This window comes from Bradyrhizobium sp., assembly GCF_027451485.1.
Classification (GTDB): domain Bacteria; phylum Pseudomonadota; class Alphaproteobacteria; order Rhizobiales; family Xanthobacteraceae; genus Bradyrhizobium.
Window position 1 is genome coordinate 1 of the sequence record NZ_DAIDJE010000022.1, and the last position, 11,773, is coordinate 11,773.

The 11,773-nt window shown below is 62.3% G+C and carries 12 protein-coding genes; 1 reads left to right on the plus strand and 11 read right to left on the minus strand.

Annotated elements, in window-relative coordinates; genetic code table 11:
- The 10 genes from NEZ08_RS03365 to NEZ08_RS03410 form a co-directional block, all read right to left on the minus strand.
- Window positions 1-852, minus strand: an 852-nt coding sequence (locus tag NEZ08_RS03365) for an aminotransferase (protein WP_298103498.1), incomplete at its 3' end; no start/stop codon positions are given.
- Window positions 853-860: 8 nt separating this feature from the next.
- Window positions 861-1,196, minus strand: a complete 336-nt coding sequence (locus NEZ08_RS03370; protein WP_298103500.1) for a rhodanese-like domain-containing protein — start codon at window positions 1,194-1,196, stop codon at window positions 861-863.
- A 100-nt stretch (window positions 1,197-1,296) separates the two neighbouring features.
- On the minus strand, window positions 1,297-3,243 hold the full coding sequence (locus tag NEZ08_RS03375) for a potassium transporter Kup (RefSeq protein WP_298103503.1): 1,947 nt from the start codon (window positions 3,241-3,243) through the stop codon (window positions 1,297-1,299).
- Between the two features lie 168 nt (window positions 3,244-3,411).
- On the minus strand, window positions 3,412-4,242 hold the full coding sequence (locus NEZ08_RS03380) for a flagellar motor protein MotB (protein WP_298103506.1): 831 nt from the start codon (window positions 4,240-4,242) through the stop codon (window positions 3,412-3,414).
- A 30-nt stretch (window positions 4,243-4,272) separates the two neighbouring features.
- On the minus strand, window positions 4,273-5,046 hold the full coding sequence (locus tag NEZ08_RS03385; RefSeq protein WP_298103508.1) for a MotA/TolQ/ExbB proton channel family protein: 774 nt from the start codon (window positions 5,044-5,046) through the stop codon (window positions 4,273-4,275).
- 293 nt (window positions 5,047-5,339) lie between these two features.
- Window positions 5,340-6,161 (minus strand): SDR family NAD(P)-dependent oxidoreductase, encoded by an 822-nt coding sequence (locus NEZ08_RS03390; protein WP_298103509.1) that lies wholly within the window; start codon window positions 6,159-6,161, stop codon window positions 5,340-5,342.
- A 13-nt stretch (window positions 6,162-6,174) separates the two neighbouring features.
- Window positions 6,175-6,894 carry an RraA family protein gene (locus NEZ08_RS03395; RefSeq protein WP_298103511.1) on the minus strand — a complete coding sequence of 240 codons (720 nt, stop codon included), beginning with the start codon at window positions 6,892-6,894 and terminating at the stop codon, window positions 6,175-6,177.
- A 123-nt stretch (window positions 6,895-7,017) separates the two neighbouring features.
- Complete coding sequence (gene pssA, locus NEZ08_RS03400) at window positions 7,018-7,890, minus strand: CDP-diacylglycerol--serine O-phosphatidyltransferase (protein ID WP_298103513.1); 873 nt, start codon at window positions 7,888-7,890, stop codon at window positions 7,018-7,020.
- Window positions 7,891-7,972: 82 nt separating this feature from the next.
- The gene (locus tag NEZ08_RS03405) at window positions 7,973-8,671 is read right to left on the minus strand and encodes a phosphatidylserine decarboxylase (protein WP_298103516.1); all 699 of its coding nucleotides are present in this window, start codon (window positions 8,669-8,671) and stop codon (window positions 7,973-7,975) included.
- A 54-nt stretch (window positions 8,672-8,725) separates the two neighbouring features.
- Window positions 8,726-10,684, minus strand: a complete 1,959-nt coding sequence (locus tag NEZ08_RS03410; RefSeq protein ID WP_298103519.1) for an ABC transporter ATP-binding protein/permease — start codon at window positions 10,682-10,684, stop codon at window positions 8,726-8,728.
- 212 nt (window positions 10,685-10,896) lie between these two features.
- On the opposite strand from NEZ08_RS03410, the gene NEZ08_RS03415 reads away from it, so the two are divergent.
- Window positions 10,897-11,502 (plus strand): TIGR00730 family Rossman fold protein, encoded by a 606-nt coding sequence (locus NEZ08_RS03415; protein ID WP_298103522.1) that lies wholly within the window; start codon window positions 10,897-10,899, stop codon window positions 11,500-11,502.
- 4 nt (window positions 11,503-11,506) lie between these two features.
- On the opposite strand, the gene NEZ08_RS03420 is transcribed toward NEZ08_RS03415, so the two are convergent.
- Window positions 11,507-11,773: VOC family protein (locus NEZ08_RS03420; protein ID WP_298103524.1), on the minus strand; the 267-nt coding region annotated here is incomplete at its 5' end.

An 11,773-nucleotide genomic window follows, 5' to 3' on the forward strand; every position in this document is an offset into this window, starting at 1 on the left:
AAAATAGTCGTCCGGTTTGCCGAGGCCGTAAGCGACGGCGACCTGAAGGTTCGGCGCGGTGGTGAAGGTCAGAAACTGATGCACCTTGGCGGCAACCCGCAGCAGCGGCGGCGCGGCGCAGACAAAGCCGATCTTCCAGCCGGTAAGCGAAAAAATCTTCCCGGCAGAGCCGACCTTGATCGTGCGATCGCGCATGCCGGGAATGGTGATCAGCGGAATGTGCTGCCGCCCGTCGAAGACGACATGCTCCCAGACCTCGTCGCAGATCGCGACCGCATCGAATTCCTGGCAGTATCGTGCCAGCAATTCGAGGTCCTCGCGCGGGTAGACGACGGCAGCCGGATTGAGCGGATTGTTGAACAGCACCGCCTTGGTCTTGCGGTTGAAGACGCCGCGCAGCGCCTCTTCGCTCAGCCGCCAGTGCGGCGGTTCGAGCCGCACCAGGCGCGGGATGCCGCCGGCCTGCCGGATGATCGGAAGATAGGAATCATAGACGGGCTGGAAGACGACCACCTCGTCACCGGGTTCAACGACTGCCAGAATGGCCGAGGTCAACGCCTCGGTCCCCCCCGAGGTCACCATCACCTCGGTCATGGGATCGAGCTTGAGGCCGTGCCAGTGCTGGTAATGCCTGGCGATCGCCTGCCGCAACTCCGGGATGCCCATCATCGAGGGGTACTGGTTATAGCCGTTCAGGACGGCATCGGCGGCGGCTTTTCGGATATCCTCCGGACCCGGGTCGTCCGGAAAGCCCTGACCGAGATTGATCGCGTTGTTGTCGCGGGCGGCTTGCGACATCGCCTCAAAGACGGTGACCGGCAGATCACCAAATACCTTGTTCATGGAGACCATGGGAACGATCAATCGCCCGGATTCGTCGGCAGACCAGCGCCTTTCCAGGCCAGCATCCCGCCCGCCAGATGCTTGTCGTAAGGCAGTCCCGCGGCCTGGGCCGCCAGCGAGGCGGTGACCGACCGCTTGCCGGAGCGGCAGGCGAAAACCACTTGCTTGCCCCCGGGATCGGGAATGGCGCGGGGGTCGAAGTTCGACAACGGCACCACGACCGCCCCGGGATAGGCGTCGACCGCGACCTCATTGGGCTCACGGACATCGACCAGAAGATAGCGTCCTTCGGACATGCCGCGGCAGACTTCTTCAACCGCCAAATCGTGAACCCGGTGCCCCTGATTCGTCACTCATGTCTCCACTCGAACGCCGCGTCTATTCGCCGCCAACCTCGCGCTTGGCGCGATGAAAATCAAGCGTCTCAGGGCTCAATTGCCCGCCAGAGCCGGCTCATACGGTCACCTGGGTTCCGACCTCGACCACGCGACCGCTGGGAATCTGGAAGTAATCTGTCGCGTCGTTCGCGGTCCGGCTTAGCGCGATGAAAAGATGGTCCTGCCAGCGCGGCATCCCCGAATGCGCCGCCGGCTTAAGCGCGCGGCGCGACAGGAAGAAGGAGGTCGACATGATGTCGAACTGCCAGCCGAGTTTGCGCGCAATCGCAAGTGCCTTCGGCACGTTCGGCGACTCCATGAATCCGAACTTCAGCGCGACCTTGGTGAAGGTGTTGCTGACCTGCTCGAGCCGTACGCGTTCCGATGGATGGACGCGCGGGGTCGCAGCGGTCTCGATGGTGAGAATGACGTTCTTCTCGTGCAGCACCTTGTAGTGCTTCAAACTATGCATCAGCGCCGTCGGCGCGCTGATCGGATCACTGGTCAGAAACACCGCCGTGCCCGGGACGCGCTGCGGCGGCCGCTTCTCCAGCATCGTCACCAGTTCGGCCAGCGGGAACTCGAGCTTGCGCGATTTCTCGAACAGCAGCTTGGTGCCGCGGCGCCAGGTATACATCAGCAGCATCACGATCCCGCCAAGCGCGAGCGGCACCCAGCCGCCCTCCAGCACTTTCAGTAGATTGGCGGCAAGAAACGTCAGATCGAGAAACAGGAACGGCGCGATCAGCGCAGCCGCGGCAATCGGCGACCACCTCCATACCCGCCAGATAACGACGAATCCCATCATGCCCGTGACCACCATGGTGCCGGTCACCGAGATGCCGTAGGCCGAAGCCAGCGCACTGGACGATCGGAACATCAGCACCAGGAGCATCACCGCAATCAAAAGCAGGATGTTGATGCGCGGAATATAGATCTGGCCGAACTGCGATTCCGAGGTATGCCTGATTTCAAATCTCGGCAGCAGACCAAGCTGGATCGCCTGTTGAGTCAACGAATAGGCGCCGGTGATCACCGCCTGGCTGGCGATTACGGTCGCAACAGTCGATAGCGCGACCATCGGGATCAGCGCCCATTCCGGGAACATTCGATAGAACGGGTTTTCGATCGCCTTTGGATCGGCGATGACAAGGGCACCCTGCCCAAGATAATTGAGTGCGAGCGACGGCAACACGATGAAAAGCCAAGCCGTCTGGATCGGACGTTTGCCAAAATGGCCAAGGTCGGCATAGAGCGCCTCGGCGCCGGTAACGGCCAGAAACACTGCGCCAAGCGTCACGAATCCGATGATGCCGTGATGAAGCATGAAGGCGACGGCGTGCACGGGATTGAGCGCCAGCAGGATCTCCGGCCGACGCATGATCGGCATGATCGCTCCGATCGCAATAACGCCGAACCAGATGCACATGATGGGTCCGAAGAAGGCCGCCACCCGGGCGGTGCCGCGCGACTGGGCAGCAAACAGCGCCACCAGGATGAGGACCGTCAGCGGCACCACATAGGGTTCGAGCGCCTCGGTCACGAGCTTGATGCCTTCGATCGCAGACAGCACCGACAGCGCCGGCGTGATCACGGCATCGCCGTAAAACAGCGCACCGCTCGCAATCCCGAGCAGGACGATGATAGAAGCTGCCTTGCTGGTGGCGGAGCCGGTCGCCTTGGTCACAGCGCGCTGTGCCAGCGCCATCAGCGCCAGCGTGCCACCCTCGCCGTGATTGTCGGCACGCAGGAGGATCAGCACGTACTTCAGCGTCACCACAATGATCAACGCCCACAGGATCAGCGAAGTGACCCCCATAACGGCGACACTGGTCACCTCCCCTCCATTGCTGGCCGCCACCACAGCTTCCCGCAAGGCATAGAGAGGGCTGGTGCCGATATCGCCGTAGACGACGCCGATACTGCCGATCAGCAGAGCCTTGAGGCCGGCCGCGGAGTGGGCTTCCCCATGCCCGTTGGCCGCCGTCGCTTCCGAGGCGGGAGCTGTAACATCACTTTTCATTCGGTGGAGAAGCCTCAACGAGGTTCATTGCGCAGTCGCAAAGCGACGCGGCTTATAGCCTTGCGCCTGACGCATAGCCTAGTCCGATTTTAGACCCACGGCATGCAAATATCGCATTTGCTAAATAGATACCGGCTGCTCTAAATCAACGGTATTATGGTAGCTAACTTAAGGTTTCAGGTTGGGCGGCAGCGGCGGATTTTCACGCATCAAGGTGATGGTCACACGGCGGTTTGCCGATAATGAAGGGTCATCGGGAAACAGCGGCTGGGTGTCGGCCTTGCCGGAGACGGCGAAGATGTGGGACGGCGGCAGCCCTTCCCGCTCGAGGATCTGGCGCACTGCGTTCGCCCGATCAGCCGACAAATCGAACGCGTCGTAATCGCTCCGGGTCGGAATATAGCCGGCCGACGTGTGACCGGCGATCGCGACCCGCAACGGCGTCGCCTTCAGCGGCGCGGCGAGTTTCTGGATCAGCCGGCGCGTCCGCTCATAAGGTACCTTTGATCCCTCCGCGAACATCGAGCGGCCGTCCTGATCGACGATCTCGAGATTGAGGCCCTCCTTGGTCTCCTCGAACATGATGTGCTTGGAGATTTCGGTCATCTCCGGCATGTCCTGCAACGCCTGTCGCAGCGAGGCGGAGGCGAGAGCAAATTCGCGATCGACCTTCAACCGGGCGCCGGCGACCTGGTTGCGATCCTGCTGGTCCGGGGTCGGCGTGTTGGAGGATTCTTCCGGCGGGATGTGATCGACGTTCTTCAGCTTGGGCCGTGTCGGCAGGCCGTCAGATTCGATGATGCCGGAATAGCGCACGTCGGTCTGCACGCCGAACGCATCGCGCATCGATCCGGCAACGATCTTCAGCTTGTTGTTGTCCATTGTGGAGAACGCGACGAGCATCACGAAGAAACTCATCATCAGTCCCATGAGGTCGGCGAAGGTCACGAACCAGCCGTGTCCTCCGCCGTGTGCATCGCCGCGCTTCTTCTTGGCCATGATCGATCTTCCGCCGCGAGATCCGCAACGCTATGCGGCGACCTCCTCGGCCTCCGTATGGCGATGCTTTTCCGGCAGGTAGGCCAGCAGCATTTCGCGAACCAGCGTCGGGCTCTTGGAATCGCGGATCATCAGGATCCCGTCGATGATCAGGGTGCGGTTGGTCTCCTCGTCGAGCAGCTTGCCGTGCAGTTTGTCTGCGAGCGGCAGGCAGAACAGGTTGGCCACCAGCGCGCCGTACAGTGTCGCCAGCAGCGCGGTCGCCATGAACGGGCCGAGCTTGGAGGGGTCGGTCATGTTCGCAAACATCTGCACCATGCCGATCAGCGTACCGATCATGCCAAAGGCCGGGGCGCAGTCGCCGATCGCGCGGTAGATCTTGCTGCCCTCGTCGAGATGCATCAGGAAATTGTCGCGGTCGCGCTCGAGATTGTCGCGAATGAATTCCATGTCGTAGCCGTCGGCGATATAGCGGATTCCCTTGGCGAGGAATGGTTCGTCCGTCTCGACCTTTTCGAGACCTACCGGACCCTGCTTGCGGGCGATCTCGGCAATGCGGGCGAGCTCGTCGACAAGGTCATGGGCCGACAGCCGGCTCATCGTAAACGCGAATTTCGCACCCAGCGGCAGGCCGTGCAGCATCACGTTGAGGGGAAAACGGATCATGGTGGCGGCGATCGATCCGCCGAAAATGATGATGGCCGCATGTTCGCTGACGAATAGCTCGAACGAGCCACCAAGCAGCATCATCGTCGCGATGACAATGATGCCGGCCACAAGACCGGCGCCCGTCATAATATCCATGGGAGACTCCAACGCCTGCGCGAACAACCGGCCGTCCTGGCCGGTCGCGCAGCCCCCTCCGAGCCGCGCGCCTCAAACCCTACGGGGCGGCCATTAAAGAGGCGTAAAGGTTAAGCCGTTCGAGAATGCGTCCTGCATCAGATCCTGGCGCCAGGGACAAGAGCCTGCGCATGCTGCGGTACGATGACGGATGGCTCCGCTCGTGTCCTGATTTCAACCTTCGTATGGTGCACTGGCGGAGCCGCCTGGCCGTAACATTTTGCTAACCATGGCGGCGCCCGCGGCCGCCTCGCTCAAAGGTCCGCCAAACCCGTGAGCTCGAAGCTCAGCCTGCGTAACCGCTGGCGAGCGGCTCGATCATAGGCCTGCGGGTTGGCGCGCGCCTGCGTCAGGCCATTGAAGAACAGGCCACTGCCGATGCCATCGTCCGTCACAAGACGCAGGATCGCCTCGCCGCCCTGTTCGATCGTCGACATCGGGGTGATACCTCCCTGGCGCACCATGGTGGTGTTCATATAGGTCGCCGGGTGCAGGGCATTCACAATAATGCCTGAACCGGCCAACTCCTCCGCAAGATCGATCGTGAACATGACCTGCGCGAGCTTGCTCTGGCAGTAGGCCCTCGTGCCGCTATAGCCCTTTGTTATCATCGGATCATCGAGATCGATCGGCTGTTGGCCGATCGAAGAGACATTGATGATTCGCGAGCGCACCGACGCCTTCAACGAGGGTAGCAACATCCGCACGAGCAGGAATCCGGCGAGATAGTTCACGGCAAAGCGCAGTTCGTGGCCGTCCTGGCTGACGCAGCGCTGCGGGCCCGGCTTGGATGTTCCGATCCCCGCATTGCTGATGAGAATATCGAGCTGCGGCTGCGAACCGGCCACAGCCTCCGCAAGTTTCCGGACCTCGGCGAGCAAAGAGAGGTCGGCCGGATAGAATACCGGCTTGCGGTAGCCCAGCCGGTGAATCTCGTCGGCGAGCGCATGAGCGCGCTCGCGGTCGCGCCCGTGAAGCAGGACCTGCGCGCCCGCCTCTGCCAGTTTGCGTGCGACGTAACGGCCGACACCGTCGGTCGATCCGGTAACCAGAACGGTCTTGCCTTCCAATTGCATGCCGCGGGAATTTTCAATGAATCTCGGCCGAGCGCTTCAACGCTTCTTTCAGCTTCTCAAGACTGAAATCGCTGCTGCGGGCAATTTCGAGGATCGGCGTCTCGCGGCGACCGCACAGTTCGGCGGCCTCGGGGATCTTCGCCGCGAGATCAGCCGGGATCACGATCGCGCCGTGCTGGTCGGCATGAATGAGGTCGTCCGAACGCACTGTCATGCCGGCGACGCGAACTTCGCCGCCGAAGCTCTCGGCATGAACCCAGGCATGCGACGGGCCGATGGAGCCGGCCAGCGCCTGGAAGCCAGCCGCCCATTGCGGAATGTCGCGGATCGAACCGTCGGTAACGACGCCGAGGCAGCCGAGCGCCTTGTGCACATTGCTTTGCACCTCGCCCCAGAATGCGCCATAGCCGACGTCGGGACCGTCGATGTCCTGGATCACGGCGATCCGCGGGCCCCAACCGGTGCCCATATATTCGTAATAAGCGATACGCCGCCGCGCCTGCTCGTCGGCCGGAAGCGCGGACTTGAGCACCGAACGGATCGTCACCGTCCGCGCATAACCGACCATCGGCGGCAGGTCCGGAAACGGACAGACCAGGGGCCTGGTCGTGTAACCGATCAGGCGGCGCTCCGGCGCAACGACTTCCATCGCATTGCAGATGGTGGGCGTATCATAGCGCGCCAGGGCCTCAAGCAGGTCGGCGGACAGCGGCGCGGGGGCGGAATTCGTCACGGCGTTCTCCAGCTTTTTCGAAAGCAAAAGGAATTTGCCGAAGGCATATAGCCGACCGCCGCGAGATCGGCAAAAAGCAGCCCGTGGGGACCCGCGAGTTTTCGTCTGGAGCAATGATTTCGGTCAGTTCAGGCGCGCCGGCCGCTCATCATCATTGACGGCCGACAGGTACGCCGACGATGGCTCCGAATGAACGCTTGCAGCCATTGACGTGGTGGAATGCGCCTCCGCCTTGCGCTTATGGTCGCGATAGGACTTCCACCCGACCGGCAGGCTCAGGAGGTAAATTACCGTACCTGCTGATAGAATGTACCAGGGATAGCCGATCAAAAGCGCGATGAAAAAGACCGCCGACACGAACGCCGGCAGCACCATCTCCGGGGGCACGCGCATGCGCACCGTCTTGCCGGAGAAGACCGGCAGGCGCGAGACCATCAGGCAGCCGATCACAAAGGTAAAGACCGCCGTTACCGCGGCCGGCGGCTTGGGCAGGCCGAGGAATGCCAGATAGATCGGCAGCAACACGACGATCGCGCCGGCGGGCGCTGGAACGCCGGTGAAATAGTTGGCCGCATAGGCCGGCCGGTTGGGATCGTCCATCGTCGCGTTGAAGCGCGCCAGCCGCAACCCACCGCTGATCGCGAACACCATTGCGGCAATCCAGCCGCCGTTGTGCAATTCGTGCAGCTGCCAGAAATACAGCATCAAGGCCGGAGCGACGCCGAAGTTGACAAAGTCGGCGAGGCTGTCGAGTTCAGCGCCGAACTTCGATTGGCCCTTGATCATGCGCGCGACGCGGCCGTCGATGCCGTCGAGCACGGCGGCGAATACGATCGCTGCCACCGCCAATTCCATGCGCCCCTCCGTGGACAGACGGATAGCGGTCAGACCGGCGCAGATCGCCAGCAGCGTAATGAAATTGGGAACCAGCATCCGCACCGGGATCGGACGAAACCGGCGGCGGCGCAATTCGAGGTATTTCGGATCTGTGCTCATTGCACCACTATATAACAACCCGTCGCGGCTTCGCCATCGCAGCCGCGGCCTGATCGCCCCAACCGCCAGCCCGCCCGTGTGGTTAACTGCCGCGGTAGGTCCGGCCGGGATCGCTCAGGCGAAAATCGGCCAGAATAGTCTCGCCGGCGATCGCGGTCTGCCCCTCCGACACCAGCGGTACCGTGCCTTCCGGCAAATAGACGTCAAGGCGCGAGCCGAAGCGGATCAATCCGAAACGCTCGCCCGCCCCGATCGCCTGCCCTTCCCGCACGAAGCAGACGATCCGGCGCGCGACGAGCCCGGCGATCTGGGTAACGCCGATGCGGCCGTTTGCCGAGGAGATCACCAGCGAGTTGCGTTCGTTGTCTTCGCTGGCCTTGTCGAGTTCGGCGTTGATGAACTTGCCCGGCCGATAGGCGATACGGTCGATACGACCGGTCACCGGACTGCGGTTCACGTGGCAGTTGAAGACGCTCATGAAGATCGAAACGCGCGGCAGCGGCCTGTCGCCCAGTCCGAGTTCGGCCGGCGGCAGGACGCGCGAGACCATCGAAACGCGTCCATCGGCGGGCGCCACCACGATGCCTTCACGCACCGGCGTCACCCGCATCGGATCGCGGAAGAACAGCGCACACCAGACGGTCAGAACCGTGCCGATCCATCCCAAGGGAGACCACAGCCAGAACAGGACCAGGCTTAACAGCGCAAAGCCGCCGATGAAGGGATAACCTTCGGGATGAATGGGCGGAATTTGTGCGCGGATGGAATTGGCTATCGACATTTCAAAATTCACGAGGGCTCTGCCCTCTCCCTTGCAAGGAAGAAAGCCGCAAAATCACTCCGCGGCAGCCGGTGTCACCAGCCCATCATCGTCCACCGGCGGCGGCGCGCGGTTGGGCGCCTCGTTCTCGTCGGCAATCCGCGCCAGCTTCTCCCGGGCCTCCTGCGCCTCACGCTGCCGGTTCCACATACTGGCATAAAGCCCGCTGCTTGCCAAAAGCTGGACATGGGTGCCCCGCTCCGCGATACGGCCCTGATCGAGGACGATGATCTCGTCGGCCGTGACGATCGTCGAGAGCCGATGGGCGATCACAAGCGAGGTGCGGTTGCGCGACACCCGCTCCAGCGCATCCTGGATTTCGCGCTCGGTATGGCTGTCGAGCGCCGACGTCGCCTCGTCGAGCACCAGGATCGGCGGCGCCTTCAGGACCGTGCGCGCAATCGCAACGCGCTGTTTCTCGCCTCCCGACAATTTGAGGCCGCGCTCGCCGACCTGCGTCTCGTAGCCCTTGGGGGACATCCGGATGAAACCATCGATCTGCGCCAGCCGGGCGGCCTCCTCGACTTCCGCATCGGTCGCATCCCAGCGGCCATAGCGGATGTTGTAGCGGATGGTGTCGTTGAACAGCACGGTATCCTGCGGCACCATTCCGATCGAGGCGCGCAGCGAGGCCTGGGTGACGTCGCGGATATCCTGACCATCGATCGTGATCCGGCCGCTTGAGACGTCATAGAGGCGAAACAGCAGGCGCGAAATGGTCGACTTGCCGGCACCCGACGGCCCGACGATCGCGACCGTCTTGCCGGCCGGCACTTCAAAGGTGAGGCCCTTGAGTATCGGCCGGTCCGGGTCATAGGCAAACTGCACATTTTCGAAACGCACAGTGCCCGATGTGACGAGCAGCGGCGGCGCGCCGGGAACATCCCTGATTTCAGCGGGACGCGACAGCACGTTGAACATCTTCTCGATGTCGATGATCGCCTGCTTGATCTCCCGATAGACCATGCCCATGAAATTGAGCGGCTGGTAGAGCTGGATCATCATGGCATTGACCATCACGAAGTCGCCGACCGTGTTGCGCCCACTGCGCACCCCGAACGCGCACATCACCATGGTTGCGGTCAGTCCCGCGGTGAAGATGATGGCCTGGCCGGCATTGAGCACGGCAAGCGAGGTATAGGCCTCCACGCTCGCCTGCTCGTAGCGCTGCATCGAGCGGTCATAACGCGCCGCCTCGCGTTGCTCTGCGTTGAAATATTTCACTGTCTCGTAGTTGAGGAGCGAGTCGATCGCCTTGGTGTTTGCGTCGGTGTCGGAGTCGTTCATCTTGCGACGGATGCCGATCCGCCACTCGGTCGCGATGTAGGTGTAATACATGTAGACCGCGACCATGGTCAGGGTGGCCACGACATAGCGCCAGTCGAACTTCCACAGCAGCACCGCCATCAACAGCGTCACCTCGACGATGGTCGGCACGAGTTGCAGGATGACCATCCGCACGATGGTTTCAATGCCGTTGCGGCCACGCTCCAGCACGCGGGTCAGTCCGCCGGTCTTGCGCTCCAGATGAAAGCGTAGCGCGAGTTCGTGCATATGAACGAAGGTGAGATAGGCGAGCTTGCGCACCGCATGCATGGCCACGCGGGCGAAAATTCCGTCGCGCCACTGTGTCAAGGCGCCCATCAGCACCCGCAACGCGCCGTAACAGAGCGTCATGATGACCGGCGATGCCACGACCCAAAGCGCCCAGTTCGAGGCCTCGACCGGCGCGCTGTCCGCGCCGGTCAGGGCGTCGGTCGCCCATTTGAACGTGAAAGGTACCGCGAGCGTTGCAAGCTTGGCGGCGAGCAACAGCACCACCGACCAGACCACGCGCATTTTCAGATCGGCGCGGTCGCCCGGCCAGATGTAGGGCCACAGATGCGCAAGCGTCCCGGCGAGGGTCGCCTGTCCGATCGATCTGTCGGGAGATGGCGCCGGGTGGACCGGCACGCTAACGTCAGACTGCGCCATCGAGCCCTGCCCGGCGCGATTTGGCGGCCCGATTCGGCTCGCACATTTTGAGATCAGCTCGCATCCCGCAGTCATATAGAGCGTTTAGGCTCCGCGTACAGCCTGGCGAGACACAAATTGTTCCTATCATTTTCGAGGCTTGCCGGAATTTTGCTCGCGAAACGAATCCGTTAGGGTTTGACTGGTCTACGCTGCGATGCCACATCACTAATATGAGCAAGATCAAAACCGTCTGCGTCTATTGCGGCTCGGGAGCCGGCACCAATCCTCGTTTCATCGAATCCGCCAGGGCGCTCGGCAAGGTGCTGGCCGAGAACGGTGTTCGCCTCGTCTATGGCGGCGGCTCTGTGGGCATGATGGGCGCCGTAGCAACTTCGGTCCTCGATCACGGCGGTACCGTAACGGGCATCATCCCGGGGTTCCTGACGGCGAAGGAAAACGCGCTCAAGCGCGTGCAGGAGATGATCGTCACCCCCGACATGCATGAACGCAAACGGTTGATGTTCGAGCATTCGGATGCCTTTGTGGCGCTCCCCGGCGGCATCGGCACGCTTGAGGAGCTGGTCGAGCAGCTGACCTGGCAGCAGCTCGGCCGTCATGCCAAGCCGGTGCTGCTTGCCAACATCGACGGTTTTTGGGAGCCGCTGCTGGCGCTGATCGCACACATGCGTAGCACGCAATTCATCCGCACCAATTTTTCGGTGGATATCCTCAAGGCCGAGCGGGTCGAAGATATCCTGCCGCGGCTGCAAGAGGCCGCGGCCAGCATGCCCGAAGGCTCGGCCGCGATGGAGGCGGAAATCGCCCGGCGCTTGTAGGGGTTTATCGTAGGGGCTCGGTTTCCTCGAGAGGAAATGTGACGGCTTCGACCCGATTGCCGTCGGGATCACGGATGTACGCCGCATAATAGCGCACACGATCATGCGGCCGCAGGCCCGGTGCACCATCCGAACTGCCGCCGGCACCGAGTGCGGCCTGATGAAACGCGTCGACCTCGCCCTCGGTCCTTGCCCGCAGGCAAACATGACAACCGCTCTCCGGTGCAGCGACCGTCAAACCGAAACGCAGGTTGATCCAGAATTCGGGATA